28 protein-coding genes are annotated in these 23,402 nt (G+C 51.4%); 16 read left to right on the plus strand and 12 right to left on the minus strand.

Features of this window, described 5'->3' with window-relative positions; translation table 11 throughout:
- The first annotated feature begins 2 nt into the window (after positions 1-2).
- The 7 genes from LG200_RS02170 (at position 3) to LG200_RS02200 (ending at position 5,354) form a co-directional block, all read left to right on the plus strand.
- Positions 3-866 carry a DUF58 domain-containing protein gene (locus LG200_RS02170; protein WP_226755956.1) on the plus strand — a complete coding sequence of 288 codons (864 nt, stop codon included), beginning with the start codon at positions 3-5 and terminating at the stop codon, positions 864-866.
- A complete protein-coding gene (locus LG200_RS02175; protein ID WP_226755957.1) occupies positions 863-1,771 on the plus strand; it encodes a nonribosomal peptide synthetase MxaA in 909 nt (302 codons plus the stop codon). The genes LG200_RS02170 and LG200_RS02175 overlap by 4 nt, the downstream gene beginning before the upstream one ends.
- The gene (locus LG200_RS02180) at positions 1,768-2,748 is read left to right on the plus strand and encodes a vWA domain-containing protein (protein WP_226755958.1); all 981 of its coding nucleotides are present in this window, start codon (positions 1,768-1,770) and stop codon (positions 2,746-2,748) included. Before LG200_RS02175 ends, LG200_RS02180 begins: the two co-directional genes overlap by 4 nt.
- Positions 2,733-3,269 (plus strand): hypothetical protein, encoded by a 537-nt coding sequence (locus LG200_RS02185; RefSeq protein ID WP_226755959.1) that lies wholly within the window; start codon positions 2,733-2,735, stop codon positions 3,267-3,269. The genes LG200_RS02180 and LG200_RS02185 overlap by 16 nt, the downstream gene beginning before the upstream one ends.
- Entirely contained in the window at positions 3,266-4,243 is a 978-nt protein-coding gene (locus LG200_RS02190) for a vWA domain-containing protein (RefSeq protein WP_226755960.1), read from the plus strand. Before LG200_RS02185 ends, LG200_RS02190 begins: the two co-directional genes overlap by 4 nt.
- A gap of 117 nt (positions 4,244-4,360) precedes the next feature.
- Positions 4,361-4,672, plus strand: a complete 312-nt coding sequence (locus LG200_RS02195; protein WP_226755961.1) for a hypothetical protein — start codon at positions 4,361-4,363, stop codon at positions 4,670-4,672.
- Positions 4,659-5,354: a hypothetical protein gene (locus tag LG200_RS02200; protein ID WP_226755962.1), complete on the plus strand. Its 696-nt coding sequence runs from the start codon at positions 4,659-4,661 to the stop codon at positions 5,352-5,354. Before LG200_RS02195 ends, LG200_RS02200 begins: the two co-directional genes overlap by 14 nt.
- A 119-nt stretch (positions 5,355-5,473) precedes the next feature.
- Here the strand turns inward: LG200_RS02200 and LG200_RS02205 are convergent, their stop codons facing one another.
- The 5 genes from LG200_RS02205 to LG200_RS02225 form a co-directional block, all read right to left on the minus strand.
- A complete protein-coding gene (locus tag LG200_RS02205) occupies positions 5,474-6,946 on the minus strand; it encodes a sodium:solute symporter family protein (protein ID WP_226755963.1) in 1,473 nt (490 codons plus the stop codon).
- A gap of 135 nt (positions 6,947-7,081) precedes the next feature.
- The gene (gene ubiB, locus LG200_RS02210) at positions 7,082-8,620 is read right to left on the minus strand and encodes a ubiquinone biosynthesis regulatory protein kinase UbiB (RefSeq protein ID WP_226755964.1); all 1,539 of its coding nucleotides are present in this window, start codon (positions 8,618-8,620) and stop codon (positions 7,082-7,084) included.
- 15 nt (positions 8,621-8,635) lie between these two features.
- Positions 8,636-9,232, minus strand: a complete 597-nt coding sequence (locus tag LG200_RS02215) for a ubiquinone biosynthesis accessory factor UbiJ (protein ID WP_226755965.1) — start codon at positions 9,230-9,232, stop codon at positions 8,636-8,638.
- 31 nt (positions 9,233-9,263) lie between these two features.
- Entirely contained in the window at positions 9,264-10,004 is a 741-nt protein-coding gene (gene ubiE, locus LG200_RS02220; protein ID WP_226755966.1) for a bifunctional demethylmenaquinone methyltransferase/2-methoxy-6-polyprenyl-1,4-benzoquinol methylase UbiE, read from the minus strand.
- A 42-nt stretch (positions 10,005-10,046) separates the two neighbouring features.
- Positions 10,047-10,430 carry a gamma-butyrobetaine hydroxylase-like domain-containing protein gene (locus LG200_RS02225; protein WP_226755967.1) on the minus strand — a complete coding sequence of 128 codons (384 nt, stop codon included), beginning with the start codon at positions 10,428-10,430 and terminating at the stop codon, positions 10,047-10,049.
- Between the two features lie 195 nt (positions 10,431-10,625).
- Here LG200_RS02225 and LG200_RS02230 point away from each other — a divergent pair, with 195 nt between their 5' ends.
- The 3 genes from LG200_RS02230 to LG200_RS14015 are packed head-to-tail and all read left to right on the plus strand — an operon-like array spanning position 10,626 to position 12,938.
- Positions 10,626-12,584, plus strand: coding sequence for a dynamin family protein (locus LG200_RS02230; protein WP_226755968.1), 1,959 nt, complete (start codon positions 10,626-10,628; stop codon positions 12,582-12,584).
- Entirely contained in the window at positions 12,581-12,787 is a 207-nt protein-coding gene (gene ccoS, locus LG200_RS02235; RefSeq protein ID WP_226755969.1) for a cbb3-type cytochrome oxidase assembly protein CcoS, read from the plus strand. Before LG200_RS02230 ends, ccoS begins: the two co-directional genes overlap by 4 nt.
- A 16-nt stretch (positions 12,788-12,803) precedes the next feature.
- A complete protein-coding gene (locus LG200_RS14015; protein WP_264193800.1) occupies positions 12,804-12,938 on the plus strand; it encodes a hypothetical protein in 135 nt (44 codons plus the stop codon).
- 92 nt (positions 12,939-13,030) lie between these two features.
- On the opposite strand, the gene rpoH is transcribed toward LG200_RS14015, so the two are convergent.
- Positions 13,031-13,891, minus strand: a complete 861-nt coding sequence (gene rpoH, locus LG200_RS02240; protein WP_226755970.1) for an RNA polymerase sigma factor RpoH — start codon at positions 13,889-13,891, stop codon at positions 13,031-13,033.
- Positions 13,892-14,210: 319 nt separating this feature from the next.
- On the opposite strand from rpoH, the gene LG200_RS02245 reads away from it, so the two are divergent.
- A complete protein-coding gene (locus tag LG200_RS02245) occupies positions 14,211-14,369 on the plus strand; it encodes a hypothetical protein (protein ID WP_226755971.1) in 159 nt (52 codons plus the stop codon).
- A 502-nt stretch (positions 14,370-14,871) separates the two neighbouring features.
- Here the strand turns inward: LG200_RS02245 and LG200_RS02250 are convergent.
- Positions 14,872-15,084, minus strand: a complete 213-nt coding sequence (locus LG200_RS02250; protein ID WP_226755972.1) for a DUF3820 family protein — start codon at positions 15,082-15,084, stop codon at positions 14,872-14,874.
- Positions 15,085-15,086: 2 nt separating this feature from the next.
- Positions 15,087-15,407 carry a DUF4144 domain-containing protein gene (locus LG200_RS02255; protein WP_226755973.1) on the minus strand — a complete coding sequence of 107 codons (321 nt, stop codon included), beginning with the start codon at positions 15,405-15,407 and terminating at the stop codon, positions 15,087-15,089.
- 143 nt (positions 15,408-15,550) lie between these two features.
- On the opposite strand from LG200_RS02255, the gene LG200_RS02260 reads away from it, so the two are divergent.
- From LG200_RS02260 to LG200_RS02275, 4 genes are all read left to right on the plus strand, one after another.
- Entirely contained in the window at positions 15,551-15,880 is a 330-nt protein-coding gene (locus tag LG200_RS02260; protein WP_226755974.1) for a cupin domain-containing protein, read from the plus strand.
- A 469-nt stretch (positions 15,881-16,349) separates the two neighbouring features.
- On the plus strand, positions 16,350-17,162 hold the full coding sequence (locus LG200_RS02265) for a formate/nitrite transporter family protein (protein ID WP_226755975.1): 813 nt from the start codon (positions 16,350-16,352) through the stop codon (positions 17,160-17,162).
- A gap of 37 nt (positions 17,163-17,199) precedes the next feature.
- Positions 17,200-18,915 carry a bifunctional protein-serine/threonine kinase/phosphatase gene (locus LG200_RS02270; protein ID WP_226755976.1) on the plus strand — a complete coding sequence of 572 codons (1,716 nt, stop codon included), beginning with the start codon at positions 17,200-17,202 and terminating at the stop codon, positions 18,913-18,915.
- Between the two features lie 162 nt (positions 18,916-19,077).
- Positions 19,078-19,392 carry a hypothetical protein gene (locus LG200_RS02275; RefSeq protein ID WP_226755977.1) on the plus strand — a complete coding sequence of 105 codons (315 nt, stop codon included), beginning with the start codon at positions 19,078-19,080 and terminating at the stop codon, positions 19,390-19,392.
- A 36-nt stretch (positions 19,393-19,428) separates the two neighbouring features.
- Here the strand turns inward: LG200_RS02275 and LG200_RS02280 are convergent, their stop codons facing one another.
- Together LG200_RS02280 and LG200_RS02285 are read right to left on the minus strand one after the other, a co-directional pair.
- The gene (locus LG200_RS02280; protein ID WP_226755978.1) at positions 19,429-20,778 is read right to left on the minus strand and encodes an ATP-binding protein; all 1,350 of its coding nucleotides are present in this window, start codon (positions 20,776-20,778) and stop codon (positions 19,429-19,431) included.
- A 17-nt stretch (positions 20,779-20,795) separates the two neighbouring features.
- Entirely contained in the window at positions 20,796-21,494 is a 699-nt protein-coding gene (locus tag LG200_RS02285; protein ID WP_226755979.1) for a response regulator, read from the minus strand.
- A gap of 204 nt (positions 21,495-21,698) precedes the next feature.
- Here LG200_RS02285 and LG200_RS02290 point away from each other — a divergent pair, with 204 nt between their 5' ends.
- Positions 21,699-22,193 carry a Spy/CpxP family protein refolding chaperone gene (locus LG200_RS02290; protein WP_226755980.1) on the plus strand — a complete coding sequence of 165 codons (495 nt, stop codon included), beginning with the start codon at positions 21,699-21,701 and terminating at the stop codon, positions 22,191-22,193.
- Between the two features lie 134 nt (positions 22,194-22,327).
- Here LG200_RS02290 and LG200_RS02295 read toward each other — a convergent pair whose 3' ends face one another.
- Both LG200_RS02295 and fdhD read right to left on the minus strand, forming a co-directional pair.
- Positions 22,328-22,567, minus strand: coding sequence for a formate dehydrogenase subunit delta (locus tag LG200_RS02295; RefSeq protein WP_226755981.1), 240 nt, complete (start codon positions 22,565-22,567; stop codon positions 22,328-22,330).
- A complete protein-coding gene (fdhD, locus tag LG200_RS02300; protein WP_226755982.1) occupies positions 22,564-23,400 on the minus strand; it encodes a formate dehydrogenase accessory sulfurtransferase FdhD in 837 nt (278 codons plus the stop codon). Before fdhD ends, LG200_RS02295 begins: the two co-directional genes overlap by 4 nt.
- Between the last annotated feature and the right edge of the window lie 2 nt (positions 23,401-23,402).

A 23,402-nucleotide genomic window follows, 5' to 3' on the forward strand; every position in this document is an offset into this window, starting at 1 on the left:
CCATGATACCCGCTTACGTCAAGCCATTTGCCTATCAGATTCCCTGGAAGTCCGCCAGTGTGCACTCAGGCGATCATCTGGGGATACAACGCGGCCTCGGCTTTGAGTACAAGGGCAATACCTCCTTGGTCGACTATCCTGACCTGAGACGCATGGATCTGCGCCAGACCTTGCGTGATCCCTATGAGCAAGTGCAGGTGAGATTGTTCAATCATGACTCGATTACGCCGGTCTATGCAGTGTGTGATCTTTCCAGCTCCATGCTGTTCAAGGGTGGCAAGCGCAAGATCGAGCTGGTGATGGAGATTGCCGCTTCAGTGGCTTTTTCGGTTTCGGCGGAAAACGATATTTTCGGGCTGATTGGTTATGATCAACATGTATTGGATGATTACGTGCTGCCGTTGAGCTACCAGGTACATGAGGCGCTGGAGCGGATCGAGTCATTTGCCAGTATCAACAGTTTTGGAAAGGGGTCCGCCGGTGTGCTAGAAGCAGCGCAGTACCTGAGCCAGAACAAGGGGTTGGTATTCTGGATATCGGACTTTCACATGCCACTTTCCATGATAGAGCAGGCCATGAACATGTTCTCCCAGCACCAGGTGGTGCCGGTTGTATTGTGGGAAGAGCAGGAGTTTCGCAAACTGCCACGGTTTGGCCTGGGTACCATGATAGATCCTGAAACTGGGAGGGACCGCACGATTTTCTTCCGGGAGTCCATCCGGGCCAAATTCATAGAGGCCTTCGAGCAACGGCGGCAGGTGCTCGAGGACTTGTTCCTGGCATTTGAAAGCCCTCCACATTTTGTCAGCGGCGAGTTCCAGCCTGACGCCATGACCCAATACTTTGAAAAGTATATGACAGCATGAAAAAAGTAACGATTTTATGGTTGATGCTCACCAGCATTACCTTCCCCATCTTGGTACAGGCAGCAGAAGAGCCTGCCAGCCTGATCAGTGTAGCCAATCCGCGCATCAGCACCGGGATTCATATTGGTGACGTATTGCAGCGAGAGATCCAGCTGGAGGCAAAAGCCCCATACCAACTGTCCATGACGGCGCTGCCCAAGAAAGGGGAGCGCAACCAGGGTGTGGAGCTGGTAGATATCGGCGTGCATACCGAGAAAACAGGGGATGGCAATCGCTATTCGGTGAGTCTGAGTTACCAGATATTCAGTACGGGCCAATTGCCCAAGGTGCTGCGCCTGCCAGAAACTGCACTGGCACTTACCGGTGGCCAGGAGGCTGCCGCGATCAATGTTCCAGCATGGCAGTTCTGGTTTTCACCCTTGGTGACGGGCAGTATCCATACTGCCAGAGACAATATTCAGCCGCAGATCAAGCCGTCTCTGGTTGACAGTGATGCGCACAGGTTGAGATTCGTCTTGGCGCTGGTGGCATTGATGACAGGATTGGCCGGCCTGGTGTATGTGAATGCGGACAAGCGTTGGTTGCCATTCATGGGCGGTGAGTTTTCACAGGCTTATCGCAAGTTGCGCAAGCTGCCGAAAAAAGCCGGCCAGGAGCAACAGGCACTGCAATATGTGCACCAAGCCTTCAATCAGGTCTATGGACGTTCACTCTTCCGCAAAAACCTGGGGCAGTTTTTTGCCGCATATCCTGAATACAGCCCGATGCGGAATGAGATTGATGCGTTTTTTGTACGTTCTGAAACCTTGCTGTTTACCACACAGCCTGTAGATGCTGCGCAGTTTATCCAGGATGCACAGCATTTCTGCCGCAGTCTCCGGGATTGCGAACGGAGAGTGGCATGAGTTTAATGCATCCCTGGGCCTTGCTGCTGTTGCCGCTTGCCTTGGTGCCATTCTGGCTGAAAAGCCTGGAGGGGCAACGCTATTCATGGCTGGAAATGGTGCCGGAAGATAAATTCTCGGACAACATCAACCTGCTGTTGAAAGCAGTCACTGCCATCGTACTTTTAAGTATAGTGCTTGCGCTTGCGTCGCCGCAGGGCAAGGACAAGATCGTGCGCAAGGTGGGGAAAGGCGCGCAAACCGTGATGGTGATAGACCGCAGCGTAAGCATGGATCATCCCTTTGCCGGCGATGCGACCAGTGGACGGGCTGGCGAGATCAAGTCTGCCGCTGCCCGCCGCTTGATTACGCAGTTTATCGACTCCAGACCAGATGACATGATGGGCGTGGTGGCGTTCACCAACTCGGCGCTTTATGGTGTGAAGATCACCGCTAACCGTGATGCCATTCATGCTGCCATCAATGCAGCTACCAGTGCGGGCATCAACCAGACCAATATAGGGGCAGGTATTACCCAGGCGAGCACTTTGTTTGACAGTATCCAGAGCTCCGGATCGCGAGCCATCATCCTGCTTTCTGACGGTGCCGGCAAGCTCAGTCCAAGGGTGAAAGAGCGAATCAGGGAGGAACTCAAGACCAAGGGCATCAACCTCTATTGGATCGTGTTGCGCGAACCGGACGACATCAGCATTTTCGGCAAGCGCACCTACCCAGCAGGCGAAGGCCCGGCGGCTATACAGCTGGACCGCTTCTTCAAGTCCCTCAAGATTACCTACAAGGCTTACGAGGCAGATAACCCTGTGGCATTGCAGACTGCTATCCAGGATATTGATAGCCGCGAGAAAAACATTATCCAGTATTCAGTGACAGTGCCCGGCCATGATTATTCGCGGGACCTGATACTACTGGCCATGGTATTGAGCATAGGCATGCTCGTCATCAAAAACTTCAGGGTGCATACATGGGAAACCGCATAAAAGGGATTAACCTCTTTCTCGGCTTGCTGCTATTGGCAGGGTCGGCTGGCGCTGTCTATGAGGGCAGCCAATGGTGGCGGGCTGAGCAGGCGAACCGCCAGATAAGACAGAGCGAATTGGTAGGCAGTGATGCCTACCCCCTGCAAAAGAAGTTCATGGCCGCCTACAAACTAGGGCAGTCTGGCGATCACAAGCATGCCGTGCAGAGCTACAGCCAGTTGCTGGAAACTGCACCCGCCCAATCCGATCAGGCCTTGATTCAGTACAACATCGGGAACAATCTATTATTGTCGGGCTTGAAGCGTCGCCTCAATGATGATGGCAGCCTCAAGGATGAGGCCAAGTATGATTTGTCGCAGGCACGGATTGCCTATGAACAGGCATTAAGGCTTGATCCGGCTGCGCGCATGGCTAAATTCAATCTCAGTCTGCTATTGCTGGTGCTGCCAGACGGCATTCAAGGCCTGCAAAAAGAGCAGGCTGGCATGGAGTTGAGTAATATTCCCGTGGGCCTGCCATGAGAAGGATTTCCGTGCAGCAGACCTGGTTGTGGCTGAAGGACCATTACGAATCTGTCCTTTACCTGGGTGTCGTCATTCTGTTGCTGCTGGCTATTTTCAAGCCACAGGTTCAGCTCAAGCAGGAAGTGCACAACTACCTGTTGCTGGCTGATGTCTCACAAAGCATGAATGCGGAAGATGTACAGTTGGATGGCAAGAACGTCAGCCGCATTGCCTATACGCGCCATCTGATGCGCAAGGTTGTGGAGTCCTCGCCTTGTGGCACCTATTTCAGCCTGGGCGTGTTTGCCGCAGAGGATGTGGCGCTGCTGTTCATGCCATTGGAAACCTGTGCCAATTATGACGTGATCGTGGATGCAATTGACCATCTGGAGTGGCGCATGTCCTGGCGCGGCAATAGCCGGCTGAGCTTTGGCGTCAAGGGTGCTGCCAAGGTGTTTGATTCCCTGAATGCGCCAGCCCGTTTGTTGTTTTTCACGGATGGCGATGAAGCCCCCAAGGTCAATGCCATCAACAAACTGGACCTGAGCGATTTGCAGATTGGCGAAAATGTTGTTTTTGTTGGCGTGGGCAAGGATCAGGATGTACCGATTCCCCGCTATAACTCCAATAACCAATGGATAGGGTATTGGTCATCCGATGCCAAGGAGAATTCTGCTGGGGCAGTGGGTGTGACCTATAACGATACCAGCAAGGATGACCCGGATCCGCCCGTGGCTTCTGCTGAATATGATCGATATTTGTCCAAGCTGGATTCAGAGTATTTGCAGGAGTTGGCAAAAGAGATCAATGGCCAATATATCCATGGCGATGATGCGCCAGCATTTTATCGCTTTGTGCAAAAGCAGAAACCCGCGGCCAGCTTTGTCACGGCTTATTCATTGCGCTGGGTATATCTTGTGCTGGCACTGCTGTTGATCCTGGCTAGTTATTGGCCCTATGTTCGACAATGGCGTAGGTCAAAAACGGCCTAATACTGTTGTACCTTCTGAGACATTGCTTATAGGCTAATTGAGCCTGACCCTTTGATTTGCTAAGGAATATGAAAACTTTTTTTCTTATCTTCTCCAAGAAGGGGGAAGGGGAACACGATGACAACATATCAAAGAATCGCTGCTGTATTTCTTGGTTGTCTCCTGGGTAGTAGTAGCGTTTTTGCCGACTGGGAGATTCAAACCCAAGGGGAGGATGGCTCATGGAAGAGCACAGGTCGGAAACCAACCGAGGAAGTCGCGCGCGCTACTGCAAATGCTGGATGCAAGATGCAATCCGCAATGAAAATGGCCGACATAATGGCCGGGAAAAGTGTAAGTAATTCTTCTGTAAGAATCGTTGATACTGACTCCGGCAAGGAGCATGTGTTTCAGTGTGATCTCAAGGCTGGACAGCTTGCCGATCGCTAAGTCTGCTGAACCGGAGACCAATAAGCCTACGAAACCCGCGTCACCTTTGGCATTAGGGTGGAATCTCGAAGTCAAAGAGAAGAGTGGTTCATGGCGGAGATCAAAGTCGAACTTGCCAACGGAGAAGCATGCGCGTGGTTGGGCAGAAAGCGAATGCATCAGGTGGAAGTCCCCGCTAAAAATCATTGAAGTTGCGTCAGGCAAGGAATATGAACTTTATTGCAATCCAAAAACAGGAAAGCTCAGCGATAGCAACAAGCCCGCTCCGGTTGCTCTGCTTACCGAACCGGAGGCGAGCGAGCGCGCGAAAAAAATAAATCGGCAATGCGTCAGCAACTACTCCATGAAATCCATGTTCGATTGCGACTGTATCGAGAACCAGGCCAAAGCTGAATATATGCGAAGTGACGCCAGTGTCGCTGAAGGTGAAATCTTCAAAAAGGTCAGCAACCCTCCGATGAGCAACCAATGCGTCAATCGAGAAGACCTATACAAATATGTCTATGAGCCCTGTGCGTTCGTGCTGAAATTGAGGCGGCCAAACGCCGAAGAAATCTGCACTTGCACAGCGGAGAAAACAGTAGCAGATTTTGCCAAAGACCCCGTTCTCAACATGTCTCAATTCAACAGAGTGAAAGACGCAGCGATGAAACAATGTGGGCTTGGCAAGAAGTCGGGCTGAGTGAGTGGCCTCCGGTAATTAAGAAGTTTCCTTGGGCGCGAAATCAAAAGGATAGACTGGACTGATCTTAGGGGATGAAACCAGCGGTATCACTGCAAATAGCAACCAACTTTACAGTCTTACTTATGTGGTACATGGGGATGTGCTGCGTGACGATGCAGGTAGCCTGGCTGTTCGTGGATCGTCTTCGCGATTTTCTGCGGCAGTAATGAGCCTGCCACCATTCCGATAATGCTGATTGCCAATCCTATCAATTGGGCAGGAATCAGGCTTTCCTCGCCTACTAGTACCTCCACCAACACCCAGGCGGCAATGCCGCCAATAATCGCAGCCAGCGCCCCTTGGTTGGTGGCGCGTTTCCAGAACGCTCCAAAGAACAAGGGCACAAAAGCGCCTGCCAGGGTAATTTTATAGGCGGATTCTACCATGCCGAAAATCGATAGTTCTGAATTGAGTGCATATATGAGCACACAAGCAGCAAAGCCTACCAGACAGATGCGCATAACCTTGAGAAAGCCCCGGTCATCCAGGTGCGGCAGGTAGCCGCGCACGATGTTTTCTGCAAACGAGATGGAAGGGGCGAGCAGGGTGGCGGAAGAGCAACTCATGATGGCAGAGAGGACGGCACCGAAAAAGATCACCTGGGCAAAGATGGGCATATGCTGCAACACCAGGGTGGGCAGGACGCGTTGTGAGTCTTGGTCTATCAGTTTGTTGAAAAACACTGGGTCTATGATGGTGGCCGAGTAGGCAATGAACATCGGCACAAAAGTGAAGCAGAAATACACGGAGGCGCCGAGTAGCGATCCCCACATGGCCACCTTGGCGCTCTTGGCTGAAGTGATGCGCTGGAACACATCCTGTTGCGGGATGGAGCCCAGCATCATGGTCATCCATGCTCCTATGAACGTTACCCAGAGCCAAGGATCTGCAGGAGGCAGGAAGTCCAGCTTGCCAGCCAGGCGTGCATGCTCGATCACAGGTGCTACACCACCGGTCATGCCTGAAACCATATAGCCGATATAGAGCATGCCGCCGATGATGACCGTCATCTGTACAAAATCAAGGATGGCGACAGATAGCATGCCACCAAAGGTAGTGTAGGTCAGCACGATGGCCGTTCCCAGGATCATCCCGGCTTCCTGGCTGACAGCGCCATCGGTGATGATATGGAAAATCAAGCCCAGCGCCTTGATTTGTGCGGCCACCCAGCCTAGGTAGGAGACGACGATGGCTATGGTGGTAAGCATTTCTACTGTGCGGTTGTAGCGCATGCGGTAAAAGTCGCCCAGGGTGATGATATTAAGCTTATAGAGCTGGGTGGCGAAGAAGAAGCCCGCAATCACCAGGCACATGCTTGAGCCGAACGGATCGGCCACAATGCCATTCAGGCCGTCTTTCACAAAAGTGGCCGAGATGCCGAAAACTGCCTCTGCGCCAAACCAGGTGGCAAAGACTGTGGCCATGACCACAGGCAAGGGCAGGTGCCGTCCGGCAACAGCATAATCCTTGGTGGTTTTGACACGGGTGGCGGCGAACAGGCCAATGCTGATAGAAATCAGGACGTAAAGAATGACAAACCAGATCAGCACTAAACCGGCCCTTTGCTAAAAATGATCCATGAAATTTTGACGAGCTTATTTTTGGCTGGCAGATTTTAGCAAAAACTCGGCAAGGCTGGCGACTTTCTCGCGGCTAATCAACAGCTTTGCCGTGAAATGCCCTCCTCAGTGCGCCGGAAGCCAGAATGCAGTGGCCAGCTGCAGTATGGCAAGCAATATCAATACCACGGCTATCAGGCGTAACCACCAGCCCTGGCGCTGGTGCGCTTGCAGGATCAGCTGCAGCTCTACATTGCTCGGCGGATGCTCCAGGTTGCGTTCCAGTTGCTGGTGCAGCAAACGCGGCATTTGCGGCAGTATCTTGCCCCAGTAAGGCAGTTCAGTCTTAAGATTGTCCAGTGCACTGCGCCACCCCATTTGCTCCGACATCCAGCGCTCCAGATATGGGCGCGCGGTTTTCCATAAATCCAGGTTGGGGTCCAGGTCGCGCCCAAGACCTTCCACATTCAGCAGGGTTTTCTGCAGCATGGCCAGCTGCGGCTGGATTTCCACGCCGAAACGGCGCGATGTCTGGAACAGGCGCAATAGCACTTTGCCGAAGGAGATTTCCTTGAGAGGCTTGTCGAAGATGGGTTCACAGACTGCGCGGATAGCGGTTTCAAACTCATCCAGAGGTGTGTCCTTGGGGGCCCAGCCGGATTCGATATGGGCACGAGCTACTTCCCTGTAGTCACGGCGGAAAAAAGCCAGGAAGTTGCGGGCAAGGTATTGCTTGTCCTGATCGCTCAGCGTACCCATGATGCCGAAATCCAGCGCTACATAGCGGCCGTCATCCGCTACCTGGACGTTACCCGGATGCATGTCTGCATGGAAGAAGCCATCGCGGAACACTTGGGTGAAGAAAATTTCCACGCCGTCGCGTGCCAGCTTGGGAATGTCTACGCCGACCTCACGCATATGGGCAACCTGACTGACAGGAGTGCCGTTCATGCGCTCCATGACCATGACTTGCTCGTGGCACCAGTCCCAATAAACTTCCGGTACCAGCAACAAGCGCTTGTCTGCGAAATTGCGGCCCAGCAGGCTGCAATTGGCTGCCTCCAGCATGAGGTCCAGTTCGCTATGGATATGACGGGCGAACTCTGCGACCACTTCACGTGGCTTAAGCCGCTTGCCGTCCGAAGACAGCGTTTGCAACAGCCAGGCCGCTCCGTCCAGCAACCGCAAGTCTTTCTCAATCACGGTACTGATGCCGGGGCGCAATATCTTGACTGCGACCGGCGTGCCGCCCGGCAAATGTGCAAAGTGCACCTGGGCGACAGATGCGCTGGCGACAGGCTCAATATCAAACTGTTCGAATACTTCAAGAATCGGTTTGCCGAAGGACGTCTCTATAATGGCCTGCACATCGCTGTAAGGAAATGCCGGGACTCTGTCCTGGAGTTTTGCCAGTTCATCTGCCAGATCAAGGGGTATCAGGTCGCGGCGGGTAGAGAGCATTTGGCCGAACTTGACGAAAATAGGACCTAGGGATTCCAGTGCCAGGCGTAACCGCTCCCCTCTTGGATTGGAGGTATTGCGCCAGAACAGCAGCATATTGACTGGACGTTGCAGGGGGCGCAAACGGGTGTGCCCCAGAATAAACTCATCAAGACCAAACCGCAGGGTGACAAAGATAATTTTGAAGAGCCGGATAAAACGCATTGAGAGTAGAGTCTTTCAGGATTGGCTGTTGGCTGCAGTGGACCGTGATTGAAGTTTTTGAATACGCTTTTCCAGGCGTTCAGCATCTTCACGCAGAATGTCGACATCCTGCAGGAACCGCTCGACGTGCCGCTTTTTCGCGATCAATGGCAGTTCTTCCTGCCAGTATTCGGCAAACATGCCCGCCACGCTGATGCTGTTTTTTCTGACCTGCTGTACTGCCTGACGACCAAGCTTGGCAATCTCGTAGGCAGGCACGTCACCCACAATCCGGCTTAAATCTTCCTCATATTCCCAGGAAATGCCCTGCAACACACGTGATAATGCAGTAGCAAGTTCTGTATCTCCCTCTATGGAGGCCTGGGCAGCGGCGGTTTCATCGCCTGCCAATATGCGTAAAGCCACTGGCAGGGGAATCGTGATGGTGGCATCCGTGATTGCAGTTTCACCTGCAATCGCCAACCCCCCGTCTTCCAGTACTGCAACGGTTGCGCTGATGGGCGGCATTACAAAACGAACGTTTTTTCCGCCAAAAGGTTGCAACAGGGCTGGTGCCCAGCTGTTCTGTGCAAGCAGGTGGTTTAGCAGGCGTGTTAATACTTGCTTGAGCATGGGCTCGTATCCCCTATAGTTCTGTTCTTGATCAGGTTTTCCAGCCCTTGTGCAAGGCGACAACGCCAGCTGACAGATTGTAGTAATCCACCTTGCCCAGACCAGCGTCCAGCATCATTTGCTTCAGCGTCTCCTGATCAGGATGCATGCGGATGGATTCAGCGAGATAACGATAGCTATCTGCGTCGTTTGCAAGCAGTTTGCCCATGATTGGCAACAGTTTGAAGGAGTAGGCGTCATAAAGTGGCGCCAATGGCTTCCATACTTGCGAAAACTCGAGTACCAGCAAGCGGCCGCCGGTCTTGAGCACGCGTTGCATCTCTGCAAGCGCCTTGTCTTTGTGCGTCATGTTTCTTAAGCCGAATGCGACGGTGACGCAGTCGAAGTACTGGTCAGGAAAAGGCAGTTTTTCTGCATCACACTGCAATGCAGGCACAGCTTTGCCTTCATCTATAAGCCGATCACGGCCTACGGCCAGCATGGATGCATTGATATCGGTGAGTATCACCTGTCCATCTGGCCCGACCTTGTTGGAAAATAGCCTGGAAAGGTCGCCACTGCCGCCAGCAACATCCAGCACGCGGTCGCCAGCCTTGACGCCACTAATCTCCACAGTAAAACGTTTCCAGGCGCGGTGCAGGCCCGCTGACATGACATCATTCATCAGGTCATATTTGCGCGCAACAGAGTGAAATACCTCGCCTACCTTGCGTGCCTTGTCTCTTTCATCAACGGTTTCAAAGCCGAAATGTGTTTTTGTATTGTCACTCATATGCTCAATTTCCAAGTTGTCGCTATTTAAACCGCATTGCAATTAACGGTTTTCATGGCTACGGTTGCCACCGGATGCTTGTAGTCTTTCCAGATATTTTTGCCATAATGCATCATGGTTTTCCAGCAATTCATATAGATAGTCCCAGGAATAGAGGCCGGTATTGTGGCCGTCGCTGAATGTCAGCTTCACTGCATAATGACCGATAGGTTCGATCGCTGTGATATTGACATCCTGTTTGCCTGTTTGCAGCACTTCCTGGCCTGCGCCGTGACCACGCACTTCGGCAGAGGGAGAGTAAACCCTGAGAAATTCGCAGGAGAGCGTGCCACTCAGTCCATTGTCAAAAGATATCTCCAGCTTGTGTGATGCCTGGTGCAAGCGGATATCTGTAGGGCGAGGGGAATCTGGGCTCAAGCCGCTCATCTCTAGTTGTGCCGGTAAGTGCTAAAAGCCGATGATAGCAGAATGTGCAATCAGGCTTCAAAATACCGTCTGTCCATTCGATGGTTCCGCTTGTCTGGACAGGACTTCAACTATATGTATTAGCTGTATGATTCATTTAATTATTTACACAACCGTGCTAGAGTGATAGCTAAATAAAAAGCATCGGGGGGTGCTATGACAGGTAATAAGCTGACACGTCATTTTCAGATTTACACGGAGTGGCGTAAAGCCTTGGTGGAGACGATTTGCGATTATCGCAACTGGCTCAATGAGCAGGAGTTGAATGATGCGCAAATGGACCTGCGTCTGCAACAGCTGCTTGAGCGCCTGCGTGAAGACAAGTTGAATGTGGCGTTTGTTGCTGAATTCTCCCGCGGCAAGTCTGAGTTGATCAATGCCATCTTTTTCCCTGATTACGGCCAACGGCTGCTCCCCTCAAGCGCTGGGCGCACCACAATGTGCCCGACAGAGTTGCTTTACGATGCAACCAAGCCCATTTCCCTGCAATTATTGCCGATAGAAACCCGTACATCTGACGCTACTACCACTGAATACAAACGTTACCCTGATGAGTGGACCACGCTGCCGTTTGATGTTGCCGATAGTGAAGGCATGGTGGAAGTATTCAGGGAAGTGAGTCGTACCAAGCGCGTGACAGTTGAAGAGGCTGAACGCTATGGCCTGTTTGATGCCAATAGTGCGGATGATGCGCTGAGCCTGAATAATGATGGCAGTGTGGATATCCCATGCTGGCGTTATGCGGTGATCAACTTCCCCCATCCACTGCTTGAGCAAGGCCTGGTCATTCTTGACACTCCTGGCCTGAATGCCATTGGTACCGAACCTGAACTGACCTTGAACATGCTTCCCAATGCGCATGCCGTATTGTTCATCCTCGCAGCTGACACCGGTGTGACCAAGTCCGAAATTGATGTCTGGCGCCAATATATAAGTGGCACGCGCTGGAAGCAAAAGGGACGGCTGGCTGTATTGAACAAAATAGATGGTTTGTGGGATGAATTGCGCGACGATGAAGAAATAAGCCGTGAGATCAGCAAGCAAATAAGTTCAAGTGCTGAGTTGCTGGGATTGCAGGAAAGCCAGATATTCCCTATTTCTGCTCAGAAGGGCCTGCTGGCCAAAATTGCCAGTGATAATGCCTTGCTTGCCCGCAGTGGACTACCAGTACTGGAAAAGGCCTTGTCCGATGAGTTGATTCCCTCCAAAAAGGAAATAGTCAGGGACAATACGCAAAGCGAGATAGATGACCTGGTCGGTAATTCTCATATTCTCCTGGATGCACGTCTTGCCAGTTTGAATGAACAGCTGGAAGAACTACGCGGCTTGCGTGGCAAGAACGAAGATGTCATTGAGCACATGATGAACAAGGTCAAGGTGGACAAGGAAATCTTCGAAAAGGGGCTGCAACGCTTCCAGGCGCTACGCAGCGTATTCTCCCAGCAAACCAATAAGCTCTTTACCTTGCTGGGTATGGAAGCCTTGAGGGTGCAGGTGACCAATACCCGCAATACCATGATCAGCGCAAGCTTTACCAAAAGTATCCGCAGTGCCATGGATGGTTTTTTTGCCGATCTCAGGGACAGGCTTGTCCAGTCTGATAGTCAGATTGACGAGATCAAGCGCATGATGGATGCCATGTATGAAAAGTTTGCCAAGGACCATGGCTTGCGCAAGGCGGAACCTCCAGCATTCTCGACACTGCGTTATCAGAAAGAGTTGGCTAAGCTTGAGCGGGCCTATCGGGAGCAGTTCAATACTGCGTTGAACATGATCACGAACGAAAAGATGACATTGACGTCTAAATTTTTCGAGACCCTGGCCAGTCGTGTGATCCATGTTTACGAAGTGGCCAACCATGATGTGGAGAACTGGCTTAAGGCTGTGATTGCCCCTATGGAGTCCCAGGTGCGTGAGCATCAGTTGCAGTTACGCAGACGCCTGGAGAGTATCAAGCGCATCTACAAGGCAACGGATACCCTGGAAGACCGTATTGGCGAGCTGGAATTGGTAGAAAAAAGCATACTGGCGCAAATTGCAGACCTTAAGGTACTGCGTCAGCATATGCATAATGCCCTTCATTTTGAGGAGGCGATAGAGGAAAACGCGGCATGAGTTTATCGGGATTGTTATTGCAGCTGGGATTAACCTTTGTATTTATCGGTTTTGCCGCAGTTGGCATATTATGGGCGATCAAGAGCGGGCAGTATGATGATCTTGAAGGGCCTGCGCAGCGTATCCTGATGGACGATGACGATCCCATGATCCCGTTTAACCACTTGAAGCATGTGGCCAATCAGAATAAAATTGAGAAATAAATTGCTGGGGAATGAAATGAGTACCACTACAGATACAGATAAGGATGGCATCAAGTCCTATTTCACTTTTGAGAATCTCCCATTGACCATTACCATAGCCCTGATTGCCATGTCGTGGTTTAGTGTGTTGTCAGTGATTATCTTTGGTTGATTGGTGCGTTATTAGTACATAGCAACTAACAAAGATTTGACCCAATAAAAAAGGCTGCAGATGCAGCCTTTTTTATTGGGTTTGCTACAGCTTTAATCTGCTTGAGCCAGGAAGCCTTTCATCTGCTTCATGGCCTTTTGCTCGATCTGGCGGATGCGTTCAGCAGAAACGCCAAACTCGGCTGCCAGTTCATGCAGCGTAGCAGAGCTGTCTTCTTGCAGCCAACGGGCTTCAACGATACGGCGGCTGCGATCATCCAGATTTGCCAACGCGGTTGCCAGACCTGTGGCCTGCAGGTGTTCCGCCTCTTGTTCAGCCAGTATTTCTGACGGTTCTGCATTGGTATCTTGCAGATAGGAGATTGGACTGAAGATATCTTCGCTATCGTCATCAGTATTGCCTTCCAGCGAGATTTCATGCCCCGACATGCGGGACTCCATCTCCAATACCTCTTCAGGCTTAACATTCAGCTCGCGGGCAATATGCTCAACCTCGTCGGATTGCAGGCTCGCGGTTTTGCCGCTTTTCATGCTACGCAGATTGAAAAACAACTTGCGCTGGGCTTTGGTCGTGGCTACCTTGACCAAGCGCCAGTTGCGCACGATGTATTCATGTATCTCGGCTTTAATCCAGTGCATGGCAAAGGATACCAGGCGAACCCCGCGTTCAGGATCAAAGCGGCGCACTGCCTTCATCAGACCAATGTTGCCTTCCTGGATCAGGTCTGCCTGTGGCAAGCCATAACCTGAGTAGCCACGGGCAATACTCGCAACTAGGCGCAAATGGGAAACCACCAAGGTTTTTGCCGCTTCAAGGTCGTTTTCCTTGTGCAAGCGGGTAGCCAGGCTATGCTCCTCTTCCGCGCTGAGCACGGGGAAAGTCTTGATTGTACGCATGTACTGATCAAGACTGTCAAAAGAAGAAATTGAAGGTAATGTCATGGCGTTGCTCATGTTTGGAACCTCTCTCATGAAAACAATTTTAGCACTCACAGTTTGAGAGTGCTAGTGGCAAAAAGTTTCGTGCGGGTTTAATTTTGTTCCGAATGGTATTAAATATTATGCCGAGGACTGAGTGACATGAAATTGTCATCCCATTGTAACTTTGGTTGGTTAGGCTGATGATTGGTATTCATAAAAATGCAATATTTTCATGAAGTATTACGTTGCCAACTTAAAGAGAACTATTGTGAAAGTCAAATCCTGTAAAGCTGATTATCTAGTAAAAGCCCAGAGCCTGAGCATTAAAAAAGCAGAGCGCTTGATGTCCAGAATGAGCATCGGGCTCCAAAGCCAATTACTCAAGGATGGTGTGTCAGTCACTGAGATGCTGGGAATACAATTGGAAATTGAGGAAGAGCAATTGAATGCATGGAGAAAAATGGTGGCGTACATACGCAAGAATGACCAGCCAATCCATATCCAGCGATAGGAGCCATCAGGCTCAAATAACCGCCTCTTAAATTCAACAATCATATTCTACATTTTTTGTCACATCACCATCAATGTCTGGTAATGGTTCTAATCTGCTGATTTTAAAAAATAATTAAGTCATTCAGCGGGTTATAGAGCTATCAATAATATGTCTCATTTTTGAGACTCATATTTTTTTATATAAAACAATGAGTTATATTTATCGATGTTGATTTTATTTTTTATGTGTCTTCATATGGAGACGAATTTTGAGTTGGCTTGATCGGGGTTGTTTAATAAATTTGTTTTAAAACAATTGGTTATGTTTTTGGCACGATACATGCTATATGACTTCAGAAGGATAAGCTGATGTTGGGCTGTCTTCGAGTCTCGCCATCCCCCCCTGGTGATGACTCAAATCCAAGCGCCGGACTTAATGTCCGGCGTTTTCTTTAATAGGGTAGGCGTAGTTTTCTGCCTATCTATATTTCCCGACCCTGCACTTTAAATTTGCGGGTCGCTCATTTTTGCCTTAATGGAACCAGCAGCGAGGATAAGCCGTTATGGTCTAGCTCTTGCATCAATGCCAGTAGGCGACCAATTTCTCCAGGGGGAAATCCCTCACGTGCAAACCAGTTGAGATAATTGCCCGGCAAGTCGGCAATCAAGCGACCTTTGTATTTGCCGTAAGGCATGGTGCGCGTGGCGAGTAACTCAAGGTCTTCAGTCTGCATGGTTATTTCTGCTCCAGGCTGGCGACTAGTGTGATGGCAGCATGAATATTCGCTGCCCCAATCTTGGTAGTACAACATATGCCTTCCAGCATTGCATGCGCCCTTACCAAGGCTAATATTTCATCCAGTGATAATGAAGTGCCTTCTGCCTGCAATTTTCTGTGACTGGTGATTGTATAGATGCGGCCTGCTGTATCTATCAGCCTGGACTTTCCATGGGAGGGATGCCAGAAGTTCCAGCCTTGCTGGTCTGCAATATATTCCAGCTCATCGTCACCAGCATGATGGATGATGGCGGGCCAGTGGATAGCGTGATCGGACATATGTTTCCTGCCGGGTTTTCCGTGTCTAAATTCTTTGGCTAGTCATGATAGGTCAGGGCCGGTACCATACCGCCTGGTTGTAATCCGGCGGGGCCGGGTTAATTGTAATGTATATGCCTCCGGGCAAAACTGAAAGAATTATCATGAGCAAGATTGTTATTGAAAAGAACCCTGCCGCTTCACGCCTGGAATCCCTTGGTGTCAGCAAATGGCCAACCTGGAGCAAGGAAATCTCGACTTTCCCCTGGGTTTTTCCGGAACAGGAGATTGCCTACATTCTTGAAGGTGAAGTAGTCATTACGCCCAACGACGGTAGTGCTCCTGTGACCTTCTACAAGGGCGACCTTGTGACCTTTCCAGCTGGTTTGCGTTGCACCTGGCAGGTCAAGCAGCCGCTGCATAAGCACTATCAATTGGATGGCACGTTGCTTGACCGTATCTTTCGCCGTATCAAGCTATTCTTCACCCGTTAATTACCCACGAGATTCACGACGCTTTATTGTCATTCATGACATTCTCTCTATGGAATAATTCTTGAGATTAAAACCGGCAGACACTCCAGCCAATAGCATCAACTGGAATGAAGCTACTTATATGGCTATCCTGAGAATGAGTCCAATATAGGGATTCTCCGGTTTTAGCTTGCAGGGTCAAATGAGAGCCCTGTTGTGGCATCTCGATTGCACCTTAATGTGACAGCCGTCATTCTCATTGCCCTATTTCAGGGCATTTGGAGGGCCGGAATAGAAAGACATCTCTTTATTTGGCCCACTTTCAGCACCTATACATTATGGTCTGTTTATTGCTTGGAAGGTAGCATCAAAAGTAATGGTGCTTTTGACATAGATTTTTTTGGACAACGACGTCCACCCCCAGCTTTCTTTAATCCAGAGGGCTGGGGGTGGACGTTTTTTTGTCTGCTAATCAAGCATAGGAACTGTTATGGCTTATCTTTTACCTTCCGAATTTGTCACCAAGATGGTGGATGCCGGGGAATCCAAAGTATTGATGTCCACACGCGATACCGTAATCCGTGCTTACATGGCAGGGGCTATTCTGGCATTGGCCGCGGTGTTTGCGATTACTGCGTCGGTGCAGACAGGATATCCAATTATCGGGGCGATCTTGTTCCCGGTTGGATTTTGCATGTTGTATTTACTGGGGTTTGACCTTTTGACAGGTGTCTTTGTATTAACGCCCCTGGCTCTGATAGATAAACGTCCAGGCGTCAATATTCAAGGAGTGTTACGCAACTGGGGCTTGGTGTTTGTCGGTAATTTCCTGGGGGCTTTTACCGTTGCGGTGTTGATGGCGGTGGTATTTACATTCGGTTTTTCTGTAGAGCCGGACAAGGTAGGCACGGTGATTGCCGGCATTGGAGAGAAACGTACACTGGGTTATTCTCAATATGGTGCAGCGGGGATGCTGACAGTCTTTGTACGTGGCATGCTATGTAACTGGATGGTGTCTACTGGCGTGGTGGGCGCCATGATTTCCACCAGTGTGACGGGCAAGGTGGTGGCAATGTGGATGCCGATTATGCTTTTCTTCGGCATGACGTTCGAGCATTCGATCGTCAATATGTTCCTGTTTCCCTCCGCATTACTGATGGGTGGTGATTTTTCCATTATGGACTACATCATCTGGAACGAATTGCCAGTAGTATTGGGCAATCTGGTCGGGGGCCTGGCCTTCACAGGGTTGACGCTGTATGCGACGCATGTACGTACTGCAGCCAAGCGCAATGTGCGTTGATTTATCCTCATGAAAAGGGTTCAGTAGGGTGGGCGCTATGCTGGAAATTACGTTGGGGCAGTGCTCGGTTAGCGGGTCCAAGCCACTCAACCAGGATTTCCATGCTGCGCTGATTCCGGCTGAGCCCCTGCTCAGCCGCAAAGGGGCTGTGATTGCCATCGCCGATGGCGTCAGCAGCAGCGCTGTCAGCCATGAGGCAAGTGCGATGGCCGTACGCAGTTTTCTTGACGATTACTATTGTACGTCCGATGCCTGGAGTGTCAGCCGGTCGGCGCAAGCAGTACTGATGGCCAGCAACTCCTGGCTATATGCCCAAAGCCAGCGTAGTGAATACCGGTTTGAGCGCGACAAGGGCTATGTGTGCACATTTACAGCATTGATCATCAAGTCCACACGTGCCTATGCTTTTCATGTCGGTGACACACGGATATCGCGCTTGACAGGGAACGTGCTGGAGCCACTGACCGTTGATCACCGTGTAGCCATCGGTGGCGGCCAAAGTTATCTTGAGCGTGCTTTGGGCATCTCGTCCCGGCTGGAGATTGACTATCAATCCTGGGTCTTGCAAGAAGGGGAGTATCTCTTGTTAAGCTCAGATGGCGTACATGATTATATTGATGGCACGCTGGTGGCGCAGGTGCTGGCGCAACATGCTGATGATCTTGACCTTGCAGCGCGTATGATTGTGGCTGAGGCAACACGGCGCGGCAGTCTGGATAACCAGACCTTGCAAATCGTGCGCATAGACCGCTTGCCTGACCCAGGCTTTCCCGAAATCCAGCAGCAGCGGTTTGAATTAGCACTGCCTCCCATACTGGAAGCAGGCATGCTGTTTGATGGTTACCTGATCCTGCGGGACCTGCACCGCAGTAGCCGGAGCCATCTCTATCTTGCACTTGACCAGGAAAGCGGAGAGCAGATAGTCATCAAGACTCCTTCTGTGGATATGAGCGCGAATAACGATTACCTGGATCGTTTCGTGCTCGAGGACTGGGTTGCGCGCCGTTTGCATCATCCTCATGTGGTAGGGCCTGCGCACTCAACACGCAAGCCAGGGTATCTCTACGTTGCCCTTGAGTTCATTGAAGGCCAGACACTGGCACAATGGATGCGTGATCATCCCCGGCCTGCTTTGGAACAAGTACGCAGCATCATGGAGCAAATCGCCAAGGCCTTGCAGGCTTTTCATCACCTGGAAATGCTGCATCAGGATCTGCGACCTGAAAATATCATGATAGACCAGCATGGAAGCATCAAACTGATCGATCTTGCTTCGACCCAGGTGGCTGGGCTGGCTGATTCCCTGCCTGGGGATGATTGGCTAGGCACCATGCAATATGCTGCGCCAGAATGTTTGCTGGGGGAGTCAGGTTCATTGCGCTCGGAAGTCTTTTCGCTGGGCGTGATTGCCTACCAGATGGTGAGTGGGCACTTGCCCTATGGGGCACAGCTGGTGAGGGCCAGGAGCCGATCAGCCCTACAGCAACTGCGCTATCGCTCCCTGAATAACGAGGATGGCCTAGTGCCAGGCTGGTTAGATGGCGTCTTACAAAAAGCGGTGCATCCCTTGCCGGACAAACGCTATGAAGCATTGTCCGAGTTCATCCACGCCTTGCGTCATCCACGCCGCGAGACACGTACCTATATTCCCTGGCTTGAGCGCGATCCGCTACTCTTCTGGCGCTGCATCAGCCTGCTCTTGTTTTTAATGGTGGCGGGGCTGCTGGGATTCATACATTTGCACATGGCCTAGGTTTACCTGATGCCTGCCATGGTGTCGCAGGCGAATGGAGGTAGGTTTCAGGACGGCCATCAGCCTGGTCCTACAGCAACTTCAGGGGTGTCCTACTGCCATCGTGCCGCCTTGCTGTCATGATGCCGCTCGCATGAATAACAACGAGAGGATATGAGCGCTATGCAATTGTTTAAGGTATGCATTTCATTTGATGACAGCGGCGATATTTATTTCAGCGATGCATTTGAGCATGAAGATCTGATCTGGCTTGCCATCAACTGGGAGAATGACGCTGCCGGGACACGCAAGAGACCAGAACGGATTGTGGGCTTGCCAAAAGATCACTTGAAACCTACCACAGACTCTTTGCATTACGAATATCTGTTACCGCGTTCTTTACCCTCCACTTTAAAAACAGCGGAAAGTGCTTCCGAAGTGCCGGAAGGTTATTTTATCCAATTCAGGCCGGATATCACTTTTGCAAGCCTGCATTGACCATGGCATTGGCTGGTTAGTCCAGAGGCTGGGCGATCAGGCGGTCGTGGCGGCCTCAATATCCGAGGGGAATGTCGTGCATACGCACAACCCTCCATCTTGGCAGTTTTTCAAGACAATATTGCCGTGGTGGCGCTCAATTGCACGTTGCGCTATGGCGAGGCCTAGCCCGTAACCGACATTGCCAGGCTTGTCTGCGCCCGGTACCCGGTAAAAGGGCTGGAATACGTTGCGGATTTCATCCTCTGGCAGTCCTGGCCCGTGGTCACGCACCTCCACTAAAATCTCATGTTGGTCATTCTTGCTGATCGACACCTCCACGGATTCCCCTGGGTGATTATATTTCAATGCATTACGAATGATGTTTTCGAAAGCGCGCCGGAGTAATTCATAATGTCCCTGCATCAATACTTCATTAGATGCCTGGAAATTAATACTGCTGCCAACGGCTTGAGCCTCGAAGTTGGCATCTTGCACAATTTCCGCCAATAGGTCGGTAAGGCTGATATTGTCGCTGGATTCACTACCGATCCCTGCCTCCAGGCGCGATAGGGTAAGCATTTGCCCCAAGAGTTCATCCAGCCGCTCGGTTTCGCGTTCAATGCGGCTTAAGGCCGATGCCAGCTTGTCCGGCTGTTGCTGTGCCAAGCCTACTGCCAGGCGCATACGGGCAACGGGCGAACGAAGCTCATGTGACACGTCGTGCAGCAGCAGGCGTTGTGCATCCAGCAGGGTTTGCAGGCGTGTGGCCATGTAGTCAAAGTCCTGGCCCAACTCGGTCAGCTCATCGTTGCGGTTTTCAAGTTCAGGGCTGACGCGGGTGGTAAGGTCGCCTTCTGCCAATTTTCGGCTGGCTTTGCGCAACAGCTTGATTGGGCGGCTCAGGTAAACTGCAAAACCGGCACTGAAGAGCAGGCTGGCGAGCAGGGCGATGAAGATTTGCAGTTCGAGGCTGTATTTCAGGGGGCCTGCCGAGTCAGCACTGCCTGCCGGGATAAACAGGATGTATTCGTTGCCAGTTTCTGTCTTGACCTTGCGGACGCTAGTGGGAGGCGGATCAAGTGTCAGCGCATTGATGGCCCGACGCAAGGTCTCTGGTTCGACCTCGCGCCCCAGTATGTCCTGGTCATGGTCATTGATGATGAGTACAGTGGGGCGCTTGTGACCAGGCCATGTGTCGAATAAAGCCTTGGCCCCGTCTTCGCTGCCGTATTTCAAGGCGTTGGCAGTAATGCCGACTACGAAGTCGGCACGCCGGTCACTTAAAAAGCCTTCTTCAGTGGATGGCGATTTGTCGTTGAGGTAAATTGCTCCCCCTACCCCGCCAACTGTAATCAGTAGGGTGAAAGAGAAACCGATAAAGATTTTCCAGAACAGGCGTCCCATGTGTTGGCCTCTGGCGGTTAGCCGGCAATAAACTGGTAGCCGACGCCGCGCACAGTTTGTATGGGGGAGCGGCCATCTTCCAGCAGGCCGAGCTTTTGCCGCAGGTTGCTCACGTGTACATCTATGCTTCGGTCATAACGGCTTTCCGCACGCCCCAATGCCTGACTGAACAAGTCCGCCTTGCTGACGACATGGCCAGCATGGCGAGCGAGCACTTCAAGCAATGCATATTCGCTAGTGGTAATGTCCAGTGGTTCACCTTTCCACTCAATGATGCGCTCCGAGGGGTAGATGGCGATCTTGCCGACCCGGGTGATATTGATGTTCTGCTGGGATTGCAGAACTTCATCACGCACGGCTACCCGGCGCTGGATTGCACGTAGCCTTGCCACCAGTTCACGCGGGTTGAATGGTTTGGAGAGGTAATCATCGGCACCGAGTTCCAGGCCTACAATCCGGTCTATTTCATCGCCTTTGGCGGTGAGCATGATGACGGGTATCTGGCTGCTGGCGCGTATCAGTCTCAAGGTGTCAAACCCATTGAATCGCGGCATCATGACATCCAGCACCACCAGGTCAAAATCACCTGACAATGCCATCCGTGCACCCTGTTCGCCATCATGGGCGATTTCGAGCGTGAAATCCTCGGCACCCAGATACTCTTCCATCATCTGACAAAGCTCGACGTCATCGTCGATGAGCAGTACACGTAGCACAGTATGTGCCCCTTTTAAAAAGATAACATGTGTTAATTTTGCCGCATGAGAGTACTGCAAAAGTCCCATATTACAAACTTTTACCAAGTATTACACCGACAAGACGCAAGCATACAAACATTTGACGAGAATAGGACTCGTAATAGTCAGGCAACGCAATCAAGCGGTTTGTCATTTCAAGGTTACTCTAGAAGGAGCATCAAAATGATCAGGACACGTAAGTTATTGGTATCTTCCGCCATTCTGGCATCTGCCCTGCTGGCACTGAATATTGCGGCCAGCCATGCCGACTCAGGCGACCAGAAATGCGACAAGAGTAAAAAGCATGCATCCTTTGATGGCCGTCATGGTTTTTCCGAAGGTCGCTTTCTTGAGCATAAGCTGCGCCCTCTCAACTTGAGCGCTGAGCAGCAGGCACAGGTCAAACAGATTGTGGAAAAGCAGAAGCCGGTTTTTGCTGAGAAGAGGCAGGCGGTCCATGACTCTTATAAAGCGCTGGCTGCTGCTTCCCGCAGCGAGAGTTATGATGAAAAGAATGTACAGCAGCTCGCAGGCCAGCAAGCCAAGATACAGGCTGATTTGATCGTGTTGCGTACCAATACGATACATGAAGTGTACAAAGTGCTGACACCAGAGCAGCAACAGAAATGGGCAGAGTATCAGTCCAAGGTGAAAGCGAGGCGTGCTGACAAGGCTTAAACAGCCTCCTTGACAAGTAAAACCCGGGACTGAATCCCGGGTTTTTTTATTGAGGGATATGAAAAAAGCCTGGTATTAAGTCCTTCCGCAGCGATGGCGTCGTAATGTCTGCAAGCGGTTATTGCTTATGGGAATCAGGTTTGCTGTACCGGATTCTTGATATGTAGATGTTCCCGGATGGCGCTCAATACCAACGGTTGCAGTCCTGAATCAGCAGTTTGGGCAATATGGTCGAGGATTTGCTGGCGCATCTGAGGCGCCCAGAAGCGGGTGAGGTGGCTGGCGATATCCTTTTTTGCCTGCTCTTGGTCTGGGTAGGAGCGGAAGAAGTCGCCGATTTGATTGGCCATTTTGACCAGGTGTTCTATGTTCATGCCAGTTCCTTATGCAAAAGCCGTTCAGGGCAGCTGTAAACCACATGCTGCTGCTTGCGTGCAAATCCTACCAGCGTCACACCACAACCTTGTGCCATGCGGATGGCAAGCCCGGTGGGGGCTGAGATCGCCACCAACATGGGGATATTGGCACTGGCTGCTTTCTGTACCATTTCATAGCTGGCGCGGCTGGATGTCAGTACAAAGCCCGGAGCTGGCTGGGCTTGTCGCGCGCGGGCACCTATCAATTTGTCCAGTGCATTGTGCCGCCCCACATCTTCACGCACCATGAGCACCTTGCCCTCTGGGCTGACCCAGGCACAGGCATGGGTGGCCCCAGTGCGGCCCTGCAAGGCCTGCATTGCCTGCATGTTGCGCTGTGCCAGATAGATGGCTTCTGCGTCAAAGTGGATGTCTTGGGCCTGTATCGGGTTGGGGACGCGGATCGCCTGGTCCAGGCTTTCCGATCCGCAAAGGCCGCAGCCTGTACGGCCAGTCATGCTGCGGCGGCGCTGTTTGAGATGTTGAAAATTCTCCGAGGCAATCTCCATCTGCAGCTCTATGCCATTGACCCGTTGCACGACTTCGATGCCATACAGGTCTTTGGCGCTGGAGAGTATGCCTTCGCAGAGTGAGAATCCCAGTGCGAAATCGGCCAAGTCATCCGGGGTTGCCAGCATCACGGCATGTGAAATGCCATTGTAGATCATGGCAACCGGGACTTCTTCTGCCACTCTGTCCTCAACCTCGCGCAACTGACCGTCCTCGAATTTGAGGGCGGTGATTGCACTGTCAGTGGATTCACTTTCTATCAAGAATTCCGTCTGCTTCATCA

This window comes from Methylobacillus caricis, assembly GCF_020532705.1.
Classification (GTDB): Bacteria; Pseudomonadota; Gammaproteobacteria; order Burkholderiales; family Methylophilaceae; genus Methylobacillus; species Methylobacillus caricis.